Raw genomic sequence first — 19,039 nt, forward strand, 5'->3', positions numbered from 1 at the left:
TTTACTTCCCCGGTTGGTTCCTCTCCATAAACAGGAAGCCACTCTACCATGATCGATCTCTCCCGGAAGAAGCTTTAACTGATCCATATATTTAAACAAACATTTCGGGTGATCTAATATAGCAATTTCAAGTATAACATCCCTCACACAAACAACTAAGTGTGAAGGTATTTAAGAAAAATAGCAATATATTTATAACACCCTAATACTAAAACAAGCATGCTAAAGATCCAGGCAGAAACCGTTATCCTCAACCAGATCAAAAATTACCATGGAATAGCATTCCAGGAGTTTGGAGACCGTTTACTGAGCAAGTTATATCCTGACGAATATATTGCGGTGCGTGCCGGTGGCACCTGGGGCGATCTCAAAAACGACGGATACTGCCATATCAACAGAACATTTTTCCACTTTTATGCCACCTCACAACATAACGTAGCCGCTTTAAAAGCAAAGATCACAGCAGATATAAACGGTTGCCTCGAAAAACAGCAGCAGGTAGACCGTATTGTATTTGTGACCAATGATGCCAACCTTGGTGTGATCGAAGCTCATATAGATGACCTGCGGCTTAAGAATAACATATCCATAGATACCTGGGGACCCAACCGCCTTGTAGAGATCATTTGTGCACTGCCGCCGAAAGATATTGCGGCCTTGCTCAATATGGTGCTGCAGGAAGAGCATACGGAAAAAGCCATGAGCATACAGTATGTTATGAATGGAGAGCCCTACAAAACTTTGAACAGCCGGGCAGTAAAAGGATATGCCGCGATCTCCGTACTGTCTGGATTGGCTTTTATCCTGGTTTTTTTCTATGGTTTTGCTCCCATACCTTTTGGTTGGTATTGTTTGCTGTTATTCCTGTTGTTCGGGCTTTGTTTCCTCTTATCCGGCTTTATTGGTTTGGCATTGAAAGCAATTTTTAATGACGAATGGGTACATAATGGTAAGTTTTACAGGAAAGAAGGCAATAAGTACCTGGGTTATGTGAAAGTAGCCTATTGCCCATACCCTCATTGTGATGGTTTCATTTGTGTACAGGAGCCGCCGGAAAAAGAAAAAAAGCGGTTTGAACTGGTGGGATGCTGTACCACAGAGCCCATGTTACATACATTCTCTTATAACGAAAACAATATAGGATATCCCGTTCATTTAGATTTTAGCGCTAAAAAATAGCGCTCCTTTTCATTTGTCATCCAATTGTATCAAAATCTTTCCCGCTCTCCTTTGGAGAGATCATACCTGACATACAAATGTCATATTAAGGCTGCGTGCTATACAGTTTGCGTCAGGAAATATTAGATTCAAAGTACGTGTGATAAGCTATTTATTTACCTGCCAAAATCAACCCAATGCGTACTTATTTGCTACTCTTCCTGGCAACGGTATGGTGCTGCCTGTATGTGGCGCCACCGGCAAAAGCCCAAAGCAGCAATGCTGCTCCTTCTCAACACCTTGTGTTCAGTTTTCCCGCGGATGCATCATTAAAAATGATGAAAGTAAAGATCACTCAAACCGCCTACACATCGTACTTTTCGGTGTTTAACTGGAGCGGTGGTTATGCCGGCCTGCAACACACGCCGGACAGTTCATCCGGCTCCGCCAGGATCCTGATCGCCTCCCAATGGGACCCCAACACAGCGGGAGGTGTGTTAGCGCGTCAGGCTTACCTTGGCGCAGGCACCATCTACAGCCGCTTTGGAGGCGAAGGTGATGGCGCAAAAACCATCAATCCTTACAACTGGACGCTCAACACCTGGTACAACTTTGTGATCAGGGCCTGGAAACTGAACGGAGAACTGTTTATTGGCACCTTTGTGCAGAACCTCAGCACCAATCAGTGGTTCCACACTTCTACGCTCGCCATCCCAACACGCGCTACCTTTTTAGGAGCGGGTTCAGGTGCCTTCCTTGAAAACTGGCATGGCAGCGATCCGCGTTTCGATGGAAGATTTGTACGCAAAGCCTATTTCAAGGATTGCTGGAACCGGACCGATGCAGGCGTTTGGCAAAAATCCAGCAGCCGCTATTTCAGTTGTAATGCAAACGATGCATATCGCAATGGTATTTATGATCTGGCTTACAATGCCGGATTCGACAGCGGGGAAGATGCCTATTTTATGGAACATGGTGGCAATGTAACCCCCAGTGCAGCCTTCAATGGAGGCCGTACGCTTAACCTGCCCGATCAGACCAACCAGCCGGCTACTCCCACGCTTACCATTGGCGAAGTAAGCACCGTAAGCGCCTCCTATAACGCAGGTGCCGTAACCGTCAACTGGACAAACAATAATACCAAAAGCCCACAGTTTTCCTCCACGGTTGAGGTACTGAACGCTGCTAACACGGTGACAGGCTCTTCAACAGAAACACTGCCGCAAAAACGCAGTGCGGTGATCACCGGCACATTATCAGCCGGTACTTACACTGCCCGCGTTACCATCACAGATATATTCGGCGGTGTATCCACTGCTAAAACCACAACGTTCACAGTAAGATCCGGTGGAATATCCGGTAACTGGTACAAGATCAAAAACGTTCACAGCGGTAAATACCTGGGGATAGAAAACAGCAGCACCGCTAACCTCGCCTACATTGCCCAATACGCAAATGGCAGCAGCAACAACCTGCAATGGAAACTGGTATCCCTGGGAAGCAACTATGTATTGGTAAACCGCAATAGCAGCAAAGCCATAGACATTGCTAACAGTGATCAGACTTCAGGTGTACAGCTCATACAGTACACCGTTACCAATGGACTCAACCAGCAATGGCAACTCGTATCTGCCGGATCTGGCTCCTATCTTATCCGCACCGCAATGAGCAGCGGGAACATCATTGACAATCCGGGAAGCAGCACAGCAGATGGTACAAAAATGATACTCTATGCAGCAAACGGTACTACCGGTACCCCGAACCAGCGTTGGTTACTGGAAGATCAGGGTGTAGCTGCCGCGCAAATGCTTTCCTACTCAAAAAACAGTACTACTGAATCAACAACCCTGATGGTTTCTCCTAATCCCGCGTCCTCATTCGTGTATGTGAACCTCCCGGCCAAAGGAAAAGAGATCAGGGTATTTAATGTGAGTGGCGCATTAGCGAAAGTAATAAAAGGAGACCTCTCCGGGAAAGTACGGGTAGATATATCCAGCCTTGACGCAGGAATGTACATTGTTCAATTTGAAGGGAAACAGGTGAGGTTCATTAAGCAGTGATCCAAAAAAACCGGGCAATCTGGCCTTCCATTTTGCCCGGTTTTAGATGCTACCAGGCAGGAATATTAAACTCCATATAGTCATCGAAGTAAACAGTTGGATTGGACCCCATAGAACTGTTTACATTGATAATATTACTAAACGTTCTGCTATACGAAGCAACCTTTGTTCCGTTACCCAGAAATGCTGTGACCGTGGCAGTATAATTATGGATCTTGGCTTGATCATATATTGCGGAAGTTGAAGAAGGTACCCGCATGGATATTGTTCCGCTTAACGGGGCCGGCGGATAGAAGGTCTGGGTTCTGCCCAGGGCACTCAATTCCAGGTAGTCATAATAACGATAAGTAGGGTTGTTGACCAGCACTTCGATATCTGCATCTATATTTACATTCACTTGCTGCCCACCGCCGGGACCACCGCTTTCCGAATAACCATAAATGTTATCGAAAAAATTATTGTCCGTACTCCATAAAGTAGCGGATGCCCTATCTGATTCAGTAGTAGGGCTCAGCAGCATCCTGGCCCGTACCTGGATATTTCCCTGTGGCATCATGCCGGAGCTCAGATCGAATTGCCAATAAACGGAGCCGGGCAGAAAAACACCGGGCAGGGTATCGATGCGTAAGGCGGTATACTCAGGTATGGTGGGATGATAATTATACCAGCGGCTCATGGGTGCTCCATTGGGATATACTTTTCTCCATTGCACATGAAAATAAGGGGTCAGCGAATAACCGGAGGTTCCCAGCAAAGGTTCAATGTTATTCAGGATCCGGAAACTGCGATAATGCGGCATGGGGGAATACGTTTCACTTACAGACTGCGCAGGCCAGTTAGTACCGGTGGTTCCCCATTCAGGATAATCATCCTCGTAAGAGGAAGTACCGTTAGCAAGGAGTTCCGGCTTTAGCTTTTCCGCAGGCAGCTCATCTGCTTGCCGGCTGCAGGCATTGAATAGTAAGAGGCATGCGGATAATGATAATAGGGTAAGGATCTTTTTCATAGCGGGTAACTTTATTTCCGGATGAAACTAATATATCCGTACATTAAAATAATGTCAAAAATTGAGACGATTTGCATCATGGGAACTTATCTTTAGCGCCGTAAAAAATACTATTGAATGATGAAAATATTGATCATCAACGGATCAGTCAGAGGTAATGAAGGAAACTCCTATGCACTCTCAAAAAGAGCTGAAGCGTATCTAACGGGGTTACAAACATCAGGCACCATATTAACCCTTACAGACCCTAAGCCAACCATTAGGGAAGTATACGATCTGATCTGCCGCTACAACGGCTTTCTGGTCGTAACCGGCGTTTACTGGAATAACTGGAGCTCCCCTTTGCAAAGGTTCATTGAAATAGTTACCACCTTCGAAAACTCCCCGGCCTTCTTCGGCAAACCGGTGGCATGTGCTGTTACCATGGATTCAGTAGGAGGAATTGAGGTAGCAGGCAGGATCCATGCCGTGTTTTCAGGGCTTGGATGCTGGAGTCCTCCCTGCTCTACTTTAGTTATTTCAAGAGTTGGACAGGAAGCGATCCAGGCCTCAAAAGAGCCTGCAAATGAAGATGTATGGCGTACGGATGATATGGAGATCGTTCTTAAGAACCTCGTCAGGGCGGCATCATTAAAAAACGATGCATGGGTATCATGGCCACATATTGAACTGAAGGTCCCGGACCAGCCCTGGCCGGAGCATGGTCCTTTGAACCTGGGCACACCGGAATTTATTACCAGCCCTTCACAGCACCACCCTTAAATGCTTTCGCTGCTGCCTGTACGACTGCTTCCGACTGATAGGCCTTTACGAAGTTCTTCACTTTTTCAAGGTCTTTATTATCTTCTCTTGCAGCAATCACATTCACGTAAGGAGATTCTTTCTCTTCTTTCAACAGTCCTAATTCAGCCGGATCTAAACCAGCCTGCGCAGCAAAATTATTATTGATGATCGCAACGATCACTTCTTTATCGTCTAATACACGGGGCAGTTGTGGCGCTTCTATCTCAACCAGCTTCAGCTGTTTCGGGTTCTCCGTGATGTCGGTTATTTTAGGAAGCAGGCCTACCCCCTCTTTCAATTTCAGCAGACCATTCTTTTGCAGCAACAGCAGCGAACGTCCTCCATTGGTAGGATCGTTAGGGATAGCAATAGTGCTGCCTGGTTGTAATTCATCAATGTTCTTTATCTTTTTGGAATAAGCTACAATGGGGTAAACAAATGTTTTACCCACTACAGCCAGCTTATACCCTCTTTGTTTGGATTGTGCTTCCAGGTAAGGCACATGCTGAAAAGCATTTACATCGATATCGCCCTGGTTAAGCGCTTCGTTGGGCACTACATAATCATTGAAAGCAATCAGTTCCACATCCAGGTTGTACTTCTCTTTTGCTTCTTTTTTAGCGGCCTCTGCTATTTCTCTTTCGGGCCCTGAAGTAATACCTACTTTGATATGGTTAGGATCATCACCTGAGGAAGAACTACCGCAGGACGCAAATAAAACCAATACAGCAATGGCTGTGATAAATGGAGATCTTTTCATATTATCTATGATTGAATTTTTTAGAAAGTCTGTCGCCCGTGAACTGAATAGCAAATACCAGCACTACCAAAAGCACCAATACTGTGTTCATAATAAAGGTATCATAACCAATGTAGCCGTATTGGTAACCGATCTGGCCCAATCCCCCCGCACCTACTGCTCCTCCCATGGCGGAATAACCAACCAGGGTGATCAGCGTAATGGTAGCATTATTGATCAGGGAAGGTAATGCTTCAGGTAACAGTACTTTTGTAACGATCTGAAACGGGCTGGCCCCCATGGCTCTTGCGGCTTCTATCAATCCATACGGCACTTCCAGCAGGCTGTTTTCTACCAGCCTGGCTATGAATGGAGCAGCGCCGATACTCAAAGGCACCAGTGCTGCGCGAACGCCAATGGACGTACCCACAATACTGCGTGTAAAAGGGATCATCCAAACAATCAGGATGATGAAAGGAATGGACCGGAATACATTGATCAGTGCAGAAAGGATACGATGGTACAAAATATTCTCCAGCAGCTGCCCTTTTCTTGTGAGGAACAACACAATGCCCGCGGGCAGGCCTAATACAAAGCCGAAAAACCCGGAAGTGAACGTCATAAAGATCGTTTCCCAAAGGCCTTTCAGCAACAACGAATTAGTAGCTACATCAAACATATCCCCTGATTGTATTTTTTATGCCTTGTTGATTGAAATACTGAAGGGCTTTATCATTATCCGGCCCCGTTCCCTGCAAATGCAGTAAGATCTTACCGAAGCTGGTATTTCCTACATATTCGATGTCTACCCTGATCAGCCGGTGCGGTATCTGCAATTGACTGATCAATTCATCGAAGGAAATATTTCCTGTCAACTCCAGTTCCAGGATAGGATTTAATCCTACTGCATAGCCCGGTTTCATTTTAACATATAAATCCTGCGGCACAGGTATATTGTCAGTATGAATAAATTGCTGCAGTATCGGATGTTTGTTTTCTGTAAGCAGTTGTGCCAGCGTACCTTTGGCAACCAGTTTCCCATGATCGATCACGGCGATATGATTACAGATCGCTTTCACTACGCCCATCTCATGCGTGATCAGCAGGATAGTGATCTTCAGGCGTTGATTGATATCCCTGAGCAGCTGGAGGATTGATTGAGTGGTAGCCGGGTCCAGGGCACTGGTGGCTTCATCGCATAAAAGCAGGTAGGGATCGTTGGCCAAAGCCCTTGCAATAGCTACCCTTTGCTTCTGCCCGCCGGAAAGGCTCCTGGGATATTCCCCCGCTTTGTCTTCAAGGCCCACTATCTTCAACAGTTCTCTTACCTTCTTTTCTATACGTGAAGGATCTGCTTTATCCAGTTCCAGGGGTAAAGCCACGTTATCAAACACCGTTCTGGAAGATAGCAGGTTGAAATGCTGAAAGATCATGCCGATCTTTTTGCGTTGCCGGGCAAGCGCTTTGCTGTCAAGCAGCATAAGATCAGTACCATTGATCAGGATCTGCCCGCCATCAGCCCTCTCCAGCAGGTTCACACACCTGATCAGCGTACTCTTGCCAGCTCCTGAACTGCCGATAATACCCACAATATCACCTTCTGCAATGTCTATATTGATATTATCAAGCGCCTTGAAAGGCTGATGCCTTTGCAGGAAGGTTTTTGAAATATTTCTTATCTGGATCATAAAAGAAAATCCCCGGTTTATACCCGGGGACTATATTAGTCTACTGCAAAAGTAGAGTAATAATCTATTTGGCCCAAATCAACTGCTCCTATAGGGAAAAATTTTTCCCTGCCTCCCAATCCGCCACAAGTTTTAACTTTGGAACCATGTACGAAAAAAAGATACCCGAACTGCTGGACTGCGGCCTGGCCGTAGCCCTGAAAGTAATAGGCGGCAAATGGAAAGCCTGGATCATAGATTGCATCAAACGCGGCGTGAGGCGCCCAAGCGCCATTCACCGCGAGATGGATGTGATCGCTCCACGTGTTATTAACATGCACCTGAAAGAACTGGAGGAACATGGGATCATTTACAAAGAGGTATTCGCAGATATCCCGGCCAGGGTAGAATACCACTTTACGGAAGTGGGTGAAAGCCTGCTGCCGGTGATAGAGCAACTGGAAAACTGGGGTAATACAAACAAGGAATATATTCACCGTAATAACCGCCTGTATACACCCGGCTCCTGCCAGCTCCTCCCGGCAAACGCAAAAGCTTCCTTAAATAACTGATCCCCGCATTACTTTGATGATAGCGGCATGTTCTTCCCCGCCATAACCCGCATCCACTGCCCGCTGGAACAGGTTTGCCGCAAATACCGGCAGGTCGGCGCTGATACCTGCCTCTTTCGAGTGCTGCACCAGCAGATGAAGATCAATAGTGGTAGTATTAATGGTACTTTCCGGATCACTAAAACGCCCCTCCTGGATCACTTTACCCATATGTATTGATTCTGTGGCCAGTATGGGGGAAATATTGGCGATCAGTGTACCAAATGCATCCGGCCGCAAACCTGCATTTTCACAGATGAGCGCACCATGGCAAAAGCCGATCCAGTTGCCGGCCAGGTATGCCAGCACCGCATTAAAAAGCACGGCGGAAGCGCCCGCCTCCTCGCCCACGTGATCTACAGTACCAGCCAGGGCCTGTAAGGCAACTTCATACTGTTTAAATGATGCGCTGGCTCCGGCTATGGTAATGGTGGCTTCACTGGTTCCGATCTGCCGGGGCCAGGCCATAATATCTCCATTCAGCGAAGTAGCGCCCTGCTGTTGTACCCAGGCATCAAATTCATTCGCCTCTTTAGGCGTACCGGTACTTAACTGCACAACCGTCCTGCCGCTCAATACAGCGGTATCTGCAGCATTTAGTATCGACCGGGTGATCTTGTAATCGGATACACATATCACCAGCAGCGGACTGGCCGCAATTGCTGCCGAAAGGTCTGTTACCAGCACCGCACCTCTTTCGGTAAGCGGAGCTGCCTTTGAAGTATCCCTGTTCCATACCGTTACCCGGAAACCTTTTGCGAGCAATGCACCGGCTATGGCAGCACCCATTGAACCAAGACCTATCACTGTTACTTTTTCTCCCGTCATGATAATTCGATTTTTAGTTTGAAATAATGCTGCAAATTACCTCCGCTGAAACCCGCCACCAATAAGGGAAAAAAGATTCAGGTAAGGGAAAAATTTATCCCTTCCTCAAAAAAAATATGAAAAGTTAACAATACTATAATATATTTGTCTACAATTCCAGTAGACTATATAGACTAATCAACTCAACCTATATTAAAAACGATCATGAAAAAAGTACTTCCCCTCCTTTTCCTTACAACCCTCCTGGTCAACGCCGCGATTGCTCAAAAAGTAATTAAGGGTGTTGTAAAGGGTGAAAAAGGATCCCCTGTACCCGGTGCCACCATTAGCCTGCGGGGTTCAACCAATCATGCCATTGCAGACAACAAGGGACAATTTAGCCTTCAGACCTATGCACCATTTCCGGTTACTCTTGCTGTTACCTCTATTGGCTTTGTAACCCGTGAAGTTGAAGTAACTGAGCAAAACCTAAGTTCAGTGGAAGTTATCCTGGTGGTGGACAACCGCCAGCTCAATGAAATTTCTGTTACAGCCCGTCGCCGTAATGAAAAGATCCAAAGTGTGCCTATCGCTATCTCTGTTGTACGCGGTGCGGCGATTGAGGATGCCGGCGCCTTTAACGTAAACCGGGTGAAAGAGCTGATCCCTACCGTACAACTCTATTCTTCTAACCCGCGTAATACCACACTCAATATCCGTGGTCTTGGGTCTACCTTCGGCCTTACAAATGATGGTATTGACCCCGGCGTTGGTTTTTACCTGGATGGTGTTTATTATGCACGCCCTGCTGCTACTACATTCGACTTTGTTGATGTAGAGCAGATCGAGGTACTGCGTGGCCCGCAGGGTACACTGTTCGGTAAGAACACCACAGCAGGTGCCCTGAACATCACCACACGCAAACCATCATTCTCTCCAGGCGCTTCTGCTGAAGTAAGCTTTGGTAATTATGGATACATACAGGCAAAAGCTTCTGTTAATGGTAAGATCGCCAACAAACTGGCCGGAAGGCTTTCCTTCTCCGGCACACAGCGTGACGGTACTATTTACAATGTGGCTTCCCAGAAATATATAAATGATATCAACAACCTCGGCGGACGGTTGCAGTTGCTCTATACTCCCAGTGATAATGTAAGCATCACACTCGCTGCTGATGCAACTCAGCAACGCCCTGAAGGATATGCCCAGGTAGTAGCGGGTGTTGTGACAACAAAGCGGCCTGCTTACCGCCAGTTCAATGCCATCATCGCCGATCTCAATTACAAACTGCCCAGCCTCAATGCTTTTGACAGAATAGTCGATCACAACACCACCTGGCGCTCCGGCAACGACCAGGGCGGCGTATCCCTGAACGTGGACGCGAAGATCGGCAACGGTACATTAACCTCCACCACTGCCTACCGCTACTGGAACTGGGATCCATCCAACGACCGCGACTTTACAGGATTACCTGTATTGTCATTGTCACAAGCAACTTCCAAATTTAAACAATGGACGCAGGAAGTTCGGTATGCAGGTAATTTCTCTTCCAAACTGAGTGGCGTGATCGGCGTTTTCGTGATGGGACAAGACCTTAAAACTGCTCCCGTGCATATCGAAGAATCCGGTAGCGCACAATGGCGCTTTTCACAAAGCACTACCAGCGAATTATGGAAAACACCAGGGTTACTGGACGGATTTGGTATCCGCACTACCTCCCGCCTACAAACGTTCAGCGCCGCAGTATTCGGGCAATTAGACTGGGCCATTACCAGTAAGCTGCATGTACTGCCCGGTCTGCGGTATAACTACGACGACAAGAAAGTAGACTTCAACCGCAAAACATACGGCGGTCTGCAAACCACAGACCCTGCATTGATCGCGTTGAAGAACATTGTTTATACGGACCAGGTGTTTAATGCCAAAACAGATGATACCAATCTTACCGGGCAGTTAACAGTTGCTTTCAAACCCAATGGCAACATTAATACTTACGCAACTTTCTCTACGAGCTATAAACCGGTAGGTTTGAACCTTGGCGGGCTTCCAACCGCTAATGGCCAGCCGATGCTGGAACTGGCTCAGATCAAACCTGAGTATGTGCAGCATTATGAAGTAGGTATCAAAACAACGCCATCTGCTGCTTCTACCCTGAACCTGGCTGTTTTCAATACAGATATCAAAGATTTCCAGACACAGGTACAAACAGCCGAACTGGGTGTGAACCGCGGCTACCTGGCCAATGCAGAGAAAGTACAGGTACGTGGTGCCGAACTGGATGGTAATATCAGGTTCAATAACAACTTCAATATCTTCGGCGCAGTAGCTTATACAGATGGTAAATACAAATCTTTCAAAAATGCACCAGTGCCTTTAGAAGAAACCGGTGGCACAAGTGCATTTAAAGATATCTCAGGTGGCAGACTGCCAGGTATATCTAAATGGAGCGGTTCACTGGGTGGCGAATTGTCCACCGGTGGCAAGTTCCTCGCCCAGGGTGGAAGATACTTCCTGGCACTGGATGGATACTATCGTTCTGAATTTTCTTCCAGCCCCTCTCCCTCTCCGTTCCTGAATGTGGATGGTTACGCGATCTTCAATGGCAGGCTCGGTTTCCGTGCAGCAAAAGGAGTATCTGTATTTATCTGGGGACGTAACCTGTTCAACACAGATTACTACGAACAATTACTGGTAGCTGCCGGTAATGCGGGACAATATGCTGGTGTGCTGGGTGATCCCAGGACATACGGAATAACGCTCCGTTATAATTTCAGCCCCGGTAACTAAGTTATTCAAAGCGCTATAACAAAACCCTTCAGGTCTTTGCATCTGAAGGGTTTTGAGTTTTAAGGATGTTTTCCATCCGGGTATTCCAATCCCAGGCAATCTGCCGCCCATTCAAGTTCAATAGTGATCAGTTTCCTGAATACATTTTTCAGCCATTGCGGCATCAGGTGATCTGATATGATGCGTTGAATAAGTACTGCACTTCCTGATGCGGCTTCACTTCCGCCCTCAGGCATTAAATGATAAGGCGCCGGCCCTCCTTCCAGGCAAAGTGCTGGAAGCAATAAAGCCAGGTCATGATCAGCATTCCCACGGGCCGCATGGCTCCAGTCAACAAAAACCGCCCCTGTGCCCGCAAAACAAACATTATCACTCCGTATGTCTCCATGAACAAGCTGGTCCCCTGTGATATCCAGATCTTTTTCAGCTTTGATCAAAGCCTCAGCGGCCTTATTAAGCCAGCGTTCCGAACACAAACCGAGATCTAAAAATGCAGCCGGGTCACCTGCAATCTCAGACCAGAGAGAATTCTTCCGGTTCTGTAGTGCCGGGAGCGCAGGGACTGCCTTTAATAAGGCAAGCGCATTTAATCCTTCAAAGAGCATCGCAACATCTCCCTCTCTCCATGTAACACCCTGATGGCTTGCGGGCCAGTAAGCATCACTCAGGTCCTCCGTTATCAGTATCGGAGGAACACCGGGTTTATCCAGCCAGTCAATAACAGATGGCATGCATTTACCTCCGATAGACGACAATACAAGATATTCATTGCGCAACCATTGTTCTGTATATTCATCCGTTGCTGCTTTAACAAAAACACGGCTGCTATCTTCCAATTGTACAGAAAACCTCAGTGCGGAGGACAAGCCACAATCCGGCACAGCCCATTGTTTTGTTCTTTTTCCCATTGCATCTTCCAGGAGATGCTGCAAGTATTCAGGAGGTGTTGCCATAGAAAAGTAAATTACAGATCATTTTCCAGCCGCTATCCAATCTGAATACTTTGTTTCTTCAGATACATCTGTTTCGCTTTCAAATAATAAATTATAGCCGTCAGGATCTGTCAGTTTGATCACCCATAATCCGTTTTCCACAACAGGTTCATTTACAGCTAACCCTTTCGATCTGAATGTATGATAGAGGGCAACGGCATCATTGCACATAAAACAAACACAAACACCCAGCCCTTTTTTATGCTCTGTATACTCACCCGTTTTCATATGCTCCTGCAGCATGATGGAAGCATGGCCAAATTGCAGCCAGCACCATTCTATCCTGCCGGCCGGTACCCACTTCATTTTCAGTTCAAAACCAACTTGATCTATATAAAAAGCCAGGGAGGAAATCATATCCGCGATCATGAAAAACGGCACAGCCTGCTTAATGTTCGGTTCAGTGTTCATAATCAATCAGTTTACGGTTCTCACTAAATTTACTAAAAAAAATTCCGGGTAAACATATCTTTGCCGGCACAATTGATCCTATGAAAAAAATAATCCTGCTCATTTGCTGCAGCTTTGCCATGCAACCCTTATTCTCGCAAAGCACAACCTGTTACCAAAAGCCGCTGTTCGCACCTATGCCCCAACATAGCCTGAAAGATTGCTGGACGGAGTTCAAAGGTGCCATGTCCCTCAAATACAAGACCGGTGAGGGGAAAGTGATTGACACTATTGTACGTGGCCCTTTTCATGCAGCCCGCTACCGCTTTGACGGGCAGGCAGCTAAACACCCGAAAGAAGAATACGTGATGAAATATTATGCCGCGTTAATAAAGAAAGAAGGCGGAACAGTACATCTCCGGGATGCCTCCCGCGTAGATGCAATCATTAATAAGAACGGCATGGATCACTGGATAAATGTGGCCTATACAATGGGTGGGGAACTGAGGCTTTCTACCATATCAGTATCAAATGCTGTGATAGATGAAGTGCAATCAGCACTTCCTGATCAATGAAGTAATAAATAAAAAAGGACAAACCAAATTAACGGTTTGTCCTTTGCTGTTTCTAATTAGCAAAATAATTCCTCAACTCCCCGGTATACTCCCCAAAGTTCCAGCGAACCTGATCCGCCTTTCCATCTCCGCTGATATCTGAAAAATAGAACTCCGTATCTGCGCTTTGAGAAGTACCTCTCAAAGAATAGATAGGGCCAACAAATGCATTTGTTGTTTCGGAATAATAAACCTTTGGCTCACCCAGGTAATTATCAGGATTCCAATAGATCTTATCGGCCCTGCCATCTCCGTTCACATCCGCAAAGTAGAAGGAAGTTGCAGATGTACCGCTGGTAGCACCTGAATTACTGAATGTGGAAGATGCGGTAAAGGTACCGTCTCCGTCAGATAAGTACACCATGGTTTTACCTGAGTTCAGCGTAGGATGCCAGAGTATTTTATCTACCTTCCCATCTCCATTCACATCTGCATAATAGAACAGGGTACCCGCTGTGGTGCTGGCACCTTCTGCACCGTTTGCCACAGTACCACTGAAACTGCCGCCAGTGGTAGCAAGATACACGCGCGTACGGCCGCCATCAAAGGTGGAATTCCAATAGATCTTATCTGCCTTGCCATCTCCGTTCACATCCGCAAAATGATACACCGTAGTAGTACCTGCACTGGTACCTTCCGGATTATCTACCACTGTTGCACTGAAGTTACCATTTGTGGTGGCCAGGTAAACCCTTGTATGCCCTGAATTCAAGGTAGGGTCCCATAAGATCTCGTCAGCCTTTCCATCTCCGTTCACATCAGCATAGTGATACCTTGTGGTAGCAAGTGTGGAAGCACCTGCAGTATGTACAACGGCAGGCGACTGGAAAGTGCCGTTACCATTGGAAAGGAATACCTGCGGTCTGCCGCTGTCGTATGTGCGGTTCCAATAGATCTTATCCTTTTTACCATCTCCGTTTACATCAGCAAAATAGAATTTAGTAGCAGAGCTGGCACTTTTACCATTTACATCTGCATGTGCACCGCCGAATACCGCAGGTACATAAGAGGCTACTACCGGCCAGTGATCAGAAGGCCATAAGGTTTGCCCTCCCACAGTAAAGCTGGTGGTGAGCACGCTGGAACTGGTGAAGGCCAGGTTCCTGGTACTCATGATGTAATCCAGCTTGCTGTTACCTGTGGCATCCCAGCCATGAAAGGTAAGATCCCCCTGTCCTTCAAAAAGTGCATCCACCATATTAAGGCCGCTGCCATCTTTTATTTTGTTGATCTCCGGAGTACCGGGCTGGCCGTTAAAGTCGCCCATGCAGATAACAGGCAGGTTCTGTGTGTTGTTGGTGTTAATGGCCAGCAGCACACTGTCTGCATTCATACTTCTTTCTGCAGAGCTTACGGTGGTCCAGTGGCTGTTCACCACAAAGTAACTGTTGGAGGTGTTCAGCTTATCCTGCAGGATCACCCATTTTCCACTGCGGTAATCAGGGGTATGCATAGTAAACCAGCCGGCATTGGTACGGGTGAACCTGGAGTTCTTGTACCAGATGGATTTGGGAGAGCCGTTAGCCAGCCCTGAATTGTAAACCCCGTAACCGGCGGCGGCCATTTGGGTATTGAAATAGGTTTCCATGGCATTATCCGCCAGCTCCTGTATGCCGAAAATATCCACATCATTGTTCAGGATCACCTGGAGGATGTAGCTTTTGCGTTCTTCCAGGGTAAAGGGATCCGCCGGGTCGGTCTTCCGGATGTTGAAAGACATCACCTTGATCTCATTCAATGGTGCCAGGGCTTGAGTACCCATAACGGATAAGGGAGAAATAACAGGGGCTGGCTCAGACAACTGTTTAGGTTTCATACAACTGGCAAAACAAAAGGCCGCAGCCAGCATGCAGGCGGTAACGTGGTGCAAATTTGGTTTCATGTGGTTTATTTTAAGTTGATATACAGACTGTTAGGGACACAGGCGCACGGGTTCTCTTCTAAATGGGTTAACTAAAAGTAAAGCTTATTAAACCAATCTCAACTAATTTAAATAAAAGTAAAGATTATTAAACAATAAAATAAACATTTCTTAACATCGCCACTCCCTCACCGGCCGACCATTATCTCAACAGGCCACACCATTTCCTTCTTAGCTCCTTTTGATCTTTTCCTGCATAGCTAGTTTTAAGGCATCATGACTACCGTTGAGAAAGTAAAAGAGATAGTTGCTGAAATGAAGCAGCTGCACTTATGGAAAACGGAAACACCTGCCTGGGTCACTGATTATGAAAAAGGAATGAACAGCCCGCCCGATTTTTCCGGCTGGCTACAATTTATTTTCCTGCCCAACTGCCTGCTGGAAATAAAAGAAAGGCCTGTTGCCTTACAGGCGAAGCAGTTCTTCGGAAGTGATCTGGGAAAGGGGAAATTGTTGCAGTTATTGATAGAATTAGATGCCTTGTATTAACCTCAAAAACATACACACCATGAAAGTAATCACCGCAGGCCTTTTGATCCTGCTTTTCGCACAATGTAAAAAGAGCAGTCCGGGAACCCCACCGGCAACAGATTCCACGGCAAGGCTTGCTGAAGGCCGTTATCTTTTCCGTACGCAGTATGTAAAGTGCGGGGCAGACAGTATTGCCTTTGCATTAGGGCTGTTTTCCAATTATGAAACAATAGGTTTCAGAAGTTTCACTAAACAGGAACTGCCGGACATGAAAGAGGCGGAAGATTTCATATGGCATCTGCAACCGGTATACCAGTACATAGCATTTGATCCGAACAAAAGACCGGAAGAATATGGTTTACTGGGATACCGGATCTACAAAGTATTTCCGGATGGAGTTTCCTGTTACTTTATAGGCATGATCCGGCCTTCTAACGGCCAGAATGATATATCAGATGATTCAGGGCCTAATCAAAGGCTGCAACGCATCCCTATCGACGAGGTCCCTACGCAGCTGATCGGCATTGGCGAGCCATTGAGTTTCCCTCCGGGGTATAATGAAAATAACCACCCCGGCCATTTTGATGAGTTTTCGGCCATCTTTGACCTGAACAGAACCGCCAGCGGTAATTTCAAGCTGCTTAATAACAGGCGGGAACACGTTTTTCATAACTGGGGCACAGCATGGAAACTAACCACTACCAATAACTGGGCAAACAATATCTGTGACCGCGCGCAGATACCACTTTGGAGGCCCAATGGGAATACCCCCTGCAACTTCGTGAACGAGGATAATGATAACTTCAGGAGATGTTACATCGATGAATTCAATTTTGAGAAAGTGGACTAAGGATGTGCTGCCCTGTAGGTAGTGAATGCACCCTGGCTCAGGTTCCTGCGCGCGGTCAGCACCGCTGCCACAGCAGGGTCTGTATCAGGCAGTAACCTCCTGTTCTCAATGATGGCACCAGGCACTTCAAATCGCTTCACCACTTCATCGCTTGCCGTATCTACAGACGTTCTGGGATTGATTAACGTATTGTATACACCGGGAAAGCGGCCCTGTAATTCTGTAACCAGGTAATCTATTTGCGCATCCATATTAAAAAGGATGTTCGCGCCCTGCGTCATGCCGCAATACTGGTGTTGAAACAAACCGCTGCGGCGGGGTTCGGTGGTCCATTGCGCAATACCCACACCCGGGTCTTCAGGTCCTACTACGCCACGGGTCCCGCGGTTCATGATCTGCTCTGGTGTAAAGTCGTGTACCGCACCATCAGATCCCCTTGCCCGCATAGGTGTGCCGGGCAAACTGCTTTCTATGTTATTAGGGATCACGCCGGATTCCGCACGAAGGTTTCCCACCATCCCCGCTGCACCATTCACCGGGAAGTGATATTCATTGATAAGCCTTTCCATAGCATACAATACCGGGTTTGCGATGGTGCGCTGCTCCCAGCTGAGGATAGGCCCCCTGGAGGCAACATGCGTTGCCAGTGTCTGCACTCTGGGGTCTGCAATGGTCACATCCGTGAGAATGCAGAGCAAAGGATCTTCCCGGCTACCATCAAATTCCCGGGAAAAAAGCGCCCGCTCGCAAAAGATAGACGCCGCCATCAATTCCGCATTCCGGGTAGGGTTATTGGTAAGGGGATCTATGCCTACAAATCCGCAGGACGACCAGACCTCCACACTACGCCATTCAGAAGCGGTTAAAGGGCCGCTCAGTGCATTACCCGCAGGCGCCGTTGCAGTTTGCGTAGCAGCCTGCCGCTGAATAACAGGCGGAGCACTGAAGAAATTATTAACACCACTGTTGAGGGGTGGAAAAAAGGAATTAGAGGAAACCGGGGTCTGCACAGCAGGGTCAGTTCTGCGCTGTGTTTTTTTTGGGGTAGCCATAATAAGGAAGTTACTAAATTTAAACGTAAAAAGCAACGGCCTTATGAAAACAGACCTTCTCCTGGAAAACATCAAAATGCACATCAGCCTGGATAAAGAAGAGGCCGGATACTTCCTGGGCCTTATCAGGTCCAATACCATCAAAAGGAAAGGTTTTTTATTAAAACAGGGAGAGATCTGCCGGTACGAAAGCTTTATCACAAAAGGCTGCCTGCGGGTATATACGCTGGACAATAACGGCGTGGAACACGTGGTGATGTTTGGCATAGAGAACTGGTGGGTCAGCGATCTTCGCAGTTTTCTGATGCAAACACCTGCACAATATATGATAGATGCCCTGGAGGATACGGAGGTGCTACAAATATCCAAACCCGATATCGATCAGTTATATGAAAAGGTCCCAAAATTTGAACGTTTCTTCAGGATCATTTTGCAGAATGCTTTTGTAGCCCACCAGCAACGGATAGAACAGAACCTTTCCTTCTCTGCGGAAGAGCGTTACCACTTTTTTACGGATAAATACCCCCATATGGACCAGCGCATCCCACAAAAGCAAATAGCATCCTACCTGGGTATTACCCCTGTTTTCCTGAGTATGCTCAGGAGAAAACAACTAAAAAAATAAACTGGTTTAATTTCCGGCACAACAGGAATCAGTTGCTTTGCAGGTATGAAACTATTGCAGGCAACAGCTTTACTGTTATTAATTTCCTCCTGCTCCCAACAGGGGAACAACAAAAGGATCATAGAACGGTATTATAACGAAGTATGGAACGAAGGAAAACTGGCGGTATTGGATGAACTCTTAAGCAAAGATTATATCAATCATACACCCAGCACCCCTAATCCACCACCCGGCCCTGATGGGTTAAAACCCATCATTAAAGCTATCAGGAAAGGCTTCCCGGACCTCCACTACGAAATAAAGGATATCATCGTTACAGAAGGCAAAGCCGTTGCCCGGGTGGTGATGACCGGCACACAAACGGATACGCTGTTTGGCATGCCACCTACCGGAAGAAAGATCAGCGTTAACCAGATCAATATCGAACAGATAGAGAACGGAAAGATCACGCAGCATTGGCGGGTAACAGATGAGTTAACGATGATGAAGCAATTGGGGAAATAAGA

19 protein-coding genes are annotated in these 19,039 nt (G+C 46.8%); 10 read left to right on the top strand and 9 right to left on the bottom strand.

Annotated features, from left to right (window positions below):
- Positions 1 to 219 precede the first annotated feature (219 nt).
- Together BUR42_RS09720 and BUR42_RS09725 are read left to right on the top strand one after the other, a co-directional pair.
- Positions 220 to 1,179: a hypothetical protein gene (locus BUR42_RS09720; protein ID WP_074239042.1), complete on the top strand. Its 960-nt coding sequence runs from the start codon at positions 220 to 222 to the stop codon at positions 1,177 to 1,179.
- A gap of 176 nt (positions 1,180 to 1,355) precedes the next feature.
- Entirely contained in the window at positions 1,356 to 3,218 is a 1,863-nt protein-coding gene (locus tag BUR42_RS09725; RefSeq protein ID WP_074239043.1) for a DUF3472 domain-containing protein, read from the top strand.
- A 49-nt stretch (positions 3,219 to 3,267) separates the two neighbouring features.
- On the opposite strand, the gene BUR42_RS09730 is transcribed toward BUR42_RS09725, so the two are convergent.
- The gene (locus BUR42_RS09730; protein WP_074239044.1) at positions 3,268 to 4,224 is read right to left on the bottom strand and encodes a hypothetical protein; all 957 of its coding nucleotides are present in this window, start codon (positions 4,222 to 4,224) and stop codon (positions 3,268 to 3,270) included.
- A gap of 117 nt (positions 4,225 to 4,341) precedes the next feature.
- On the opposite strand from BUR42_RS09730, the gene BUR42_RS09735 reads away from it, so the two are divergent.
- A complete protein-coding gene (locus BUR42_RS09735) occupies positions 4,342 to 4,986 on the top strand; it encodes an NAD(P)H-dependent oxidoreductase (protein ID WP_074239045.1) in 645 nt (214 codons plus the stop codon).
- Here the strand turns inward: BUR42_RS09735 and metQ are convergent.
- The 3 genes from metQ to BUR42_RS09750 are packed head-to-tail and all read right to left on the bottom strand — an operon-like array spanning position 4,958 to position 7,434.
- On the bottom strand, positions 4,958 to 5,767 hold the full coding sequence (gene metQ, locus BUR42_RS09740; RefSeq protein ID WP_074239046.1) for a methionine ABC transporter substrate-binding lipoprotein MetQ: 810 nt from the start codon (positions 5,765 to 5,767) through the stop codon (positions 4,958 to 4,960). The two genes, BUR42_RS09735 and metQ, sit on opposite strands and share 29 nt — an antisense overlap.
- Position 5,768: 1 nt before the next feature.
- The gene (metI, locus tag BUR42_RS09745; RefSeq protein ID WP_074239047.1) at positions 5,769 to 6,425 is read right to left on the bottom strand and encodes a methionine ABC transporter permease MetI; all 657 of its coding nucleotides are present in this window, start codon (positions 6,423 to 6,425) and stop codon (positions 5,769 to 5,771) included.
- Complete coding sequence (locus tag BUR42_RS09750; RefSeq protein ID WP_074239048.1) at positions 6,418 to 7,434, bottom strand: methionine ABC transporter ATP-binding protein; 1,017 nt, start codon at positions 7,432 to 7,434, stop codon at positions 6,418 to 6,420. Before BUR42_RS09750 ends, metI begins: the two co-directional genes overlap by 8 nt.
- 146 nt (positions 7,435 to 7,580) lie before the next feature.
- On the opposite strand from BUR42_RS09750, the gene BUR42_RS09755 reads away from it, so the two are divergent.
- Entirely contained in the window at positions 7,581 to 7,985 is a 405-nt protein-coding gene (locus BUR42_RS09755; RefSeq protein ID WP_074239049.1) for a winged helix-turn-helix transcriptional regulator, read from the top strand.
- Here the strand turns inward: BUR42_RS09755 and BUR42_RS09760 are convergent.
- A complete protein-coding gene (locus BUR42_RS09760) occupies positions 7,974 to 8,852 on the bottom strand; it encodes an NAD(P)-dependent oxidoreductase (RefSeq protein ID WP_074239050.1) in 879 nt (292 codons plus the stop codon). The genes BUR42_RS09755 and BUR42_RS09760 overlap by 12 nt on opposite strands.
- A gap of 204 nt (positions 8,853 to 9,056) precedes the next feature.
- Between BUR42_RS09760 and BUR42_RS09765 the strand changes: the two genes are divergently transcribed.
- Entirely contained in the window at positions 9,057 to 11,618 is a 2,562-nt protein-coding gene (locus BUR42_RS09765; protein WP_074239051.1) for a TonB-dependent receptor, read from the top strand.
- Positions 11,619 to 11,677: 59 nt separating this feature from the next.
- Here the strand turns inward: BUR42_RS09765 and BUR42_RS09770 are convergent, their stop codons facing one another.
- Positions 11,678 to 12,571, bottom strand: a complete 894-nt coding sequence (locus BUR42_RS09770; RefSeq protein WP_074239052.1) for a phosphotransferase — start codon at positions 12,569 to 12,571, stop codon at positions 11,678 to 11,680.
- Positions 12,572 to 12,589: 18 nt separating this feature from the next.
- On the bottom strand, positions 12,590 to 13,021 hold the full coding sequence (locus BUR42_RS09775; RefSeq protein WP_074239053.1) for a VOC family protein: 432 nt from the start codon (positions 13,019 to 13,021) through the stop codon (positions 12,590 to 12,592).
- A gap of 80 nt (positions 13,022 to 13,101) precedes the next feature.
- On the opposite strand from BUR42_RS09775, the gene BUR42_RS09780 reads away from it, so the two are divergent.
- Positions 13,102 to 13,575 (top strand): hypothetical protein, encoded by a 474-nt coding sequence (locus BUR42_RS09780; RefSeq protein ID WP_143197398.1) that lies wholly within the window; start codon positions 13,102 to 13,104, stop codon positions 13,573 to 13,575.
- A gap of 52 nt (positions 13,576 to 13,627) precedes the next feature.
- On the opposite strand, the gene BUR42_RS09785 is transcribed toward BUR42_RS09780, so the two are convergent.
- A complete protein-coding gene (locus tag BUR42_RS09785) occupies positions 13,628 to 15,496 on the bottom strand; it encodes an FG-GAP-like repeat-containing protein (RefSeq protein WP_074239055.1) in 1,869 nt (622 codons plus the stop codon).
- Positions 15,497 to 15,751: 255 nt separating this feature from the next.
- Here BUR42_RS09785 and BUR42_RS09790 point away from each other — a divergent pair, with 255 nt between their 5' ends.
- Positions 15,752 to 16,024 (top strand): YqcC family protein, encoded by a 273-nt coding sequence (locus tag BUR42_RS09790; protein WP_074239056.1) that lies wholly within the window; start codon positions 15,752 to 15,754, stop codon positions 16,022 to 16,024.
- 19 nt (positions 16,025 to 16,043) lie between these two features.
- Positions 16,044 to 16,856 carry a hypothetical protein gene (locus BUR42_RS09795; RefSeq protein ID WP_143197399.1) on the top strand — a complete coding sequence of 271 codons (813 nt, stop codon included), beginning with the start codon at positions 16,044 to 16,046 and terminating at the stop codon, positions 16,854 to 16,856.
- On the opposite strand, the gene BUR42_RS09800 is transcribed toward BUR42_RS09795, so the two are convergent.
- Complete coding sequence (locus BUR42_RS09800) at positions 16,853 to 17,908, bottom strand: phage tail tip lysozyme (RefSeq protein WP_074239058.1); 1,056 nt, start codon at positions 17,906 to 17,908, stop codon at positions 16,853 to 16,855. The two genes, BUR42_RS09795 and BUR42_RS09800, sit on opposite strands and share 4 nt — an antisense overlap.
- Positions 17,909 to 17,951: 43 nt before the next feature.
- Between BUR42_RS09800 and BUR42_RS09805 the strand changes: the two genes are divergently transcribed.
- Entirely contained in the window at positions 17,952 to 18,533 is a 582-nt protein-coding gene (locus BUR42_RS09805) for a Crp/Fnr family transcriptional regulator (protein ID WP_074239059.1), read from the top strand.
- 45 nt (positions 18,534 to 18,578) lie between these two features.
- Positions 18,579 to 19,037, top strand: a complete 459-nt coding sequence (locus BUR42_RS09810) for an ester cyclase (RefSeq protein ID WP_074239060.1) — start codon at positions 18,579 to 18,581, stop codon at positions 19,035 to 19,037.
- Positions 19,038 to 19,039: the final 2 nt, after the last annotated feature.

Source organism: Chitinophaga niabensis, from assembly GCF_900129465.1.
GTDB lineage: Bacteria > Bacteroidota > Bacteroidia > Chitinophagales > Chitinophagaceae > Chitinophaga > Chitinophaga niabensis.

Excerpts from the sequence above, each read along its gene's own strand:
- BUR42_RS09720 (WP_074239042.1), top strand. The coding sequence starts at position 220 with ATGCTAAAGATCCAGGCAGAAACCGTTATCCTCAACCAGATCAAAAAT.
- BUR42_RS09770 (WP_074239052.1), bottom strand. The coding sequence starts at position 12,571 with ATGGCAACACCTCCTGAATACTTGCAGCATCTCCTGGAAGATGCAATG.
- BUR42_RS09780 (WP_143197398.1), top strand. The coding sequence starts at position 13,102 with ATGAAAAAAATAATCCTGCTCATTTGCTGCAGCTTTGCCATGCAACCC.
- BUR42_RS09805 (WP_074239059.1), top strand. The coding sequence starts at position 17,952 with ATGAAAACAGACCTTCTCCTGGAAAACATCAAAATGCACATCAGCCTG.
- BUR42_RS09730 (WP_074239044.1), bottom strand. The coding sequence starts at position 4,224 with ATGAAAAAGATCCTTACCCTATTATCATTATCCGCATGCCTCTTACTA.
- BUR42_RS09725 (WP_074239043.1), top strand. The coding sequence starts at position 1,356 with ATGCGTACTTATTTGCTACTCTTCCTGGCAACGGTATGGTGCTGCCTG.
- BUR42_RS09735 (WP_074239045.1), top strand. The coding sequence starts at position 4,342 with ATGATGAAAATATTGATCATCAACGGATCAGTCAGAGGTAATGAAGGA.
- BUR42_RS09795 (WP_143197399.1), top strand. The coding sequence starts at position 16,044 with ATGAAAGTAATCACCGCAGGCCTTTTGATCCTGCTTTTCGCACAATGT.
- BUR42_RS09775 (WP_074239053.1), bottom strand. The coding sequence starts at position 13,021 with ATGAACACTGAACCGAACATTAAGCAGGCTGTGCCGTTTTTCATGATC.
- metQ (WP_074239046.1), bottom strand. The coding sequence starts at position 5,767 with ATGAAAAGATCTCCATTTATCACAGCCATTGCTGTATTGGTTTTATTT.
- BUR42_RS09810 (WP_074239060.1), top strand. The coding sequence starts at position 18,579 with ATGAAACTATTGCAGGCAACAGCTTTACTGTTATTAATTTCCTCCTGC.
- BUR42_RS09790 (WP_074239056.1), top strand. The coding sequence starts at position 15,752 with ATGACTACCGTTGAGAAAGTAAAAGAGATAGTTGCTGAAATGAAGCAG.
- BUR42_RS09765 (WP_074239051.1), top strand. The coding sequence starts at position 9,057 with ATGAAAAAAGTACTTCCCCTCCTTTTCCTTACAACCCTCCTGGTCAAC.
- BUR42_RS09785 (WP_074239055.1), bottom strand. The coding sequence starts at position 15,496 with ATGAAACCAAATTTGCACCACGTTACCGCCTGCATGCTGGCTGCGGCC.
- BUR42_RS09750 (WP_074239048.1), bottom strand. The coding sequence starts at position 7,434 with ATGATCCAGATAAGAAATATTTCAAAAACCTTCCTGCAAAGGCATCAG.
- metI (WP_074239047.1), bottom strand. The coding sequence starts at position 6,425 with ATGTTTGATGTAGCTACTAATTCGTTGTTGCTGAAAGGCCTTTGGGAA.
- BUR42_RS09760 (WP_074239050.1), bottom strand. The coding sequence starts at position 8,852 with ATGACGGGAGAAAAAGTAACAGTGATAGGTCTTGGTTCAATGGGTGCT.
- BUR42_RS09800 (WP_074239058.1), bottom strand. The coding sequence starts at position 17,908 with ATGGCTACCCCAAAAAAAACACAGCGCAGAACTGACCCTGCTGTGCAG.
- BUR42_RS09755 (WP_074239049.1), top strand. The coding sequence starts at position 7,581 with ATGTACGAAAAAAAGATACCCGAACTGCTGGACTGCGGCCTGGCCGTA.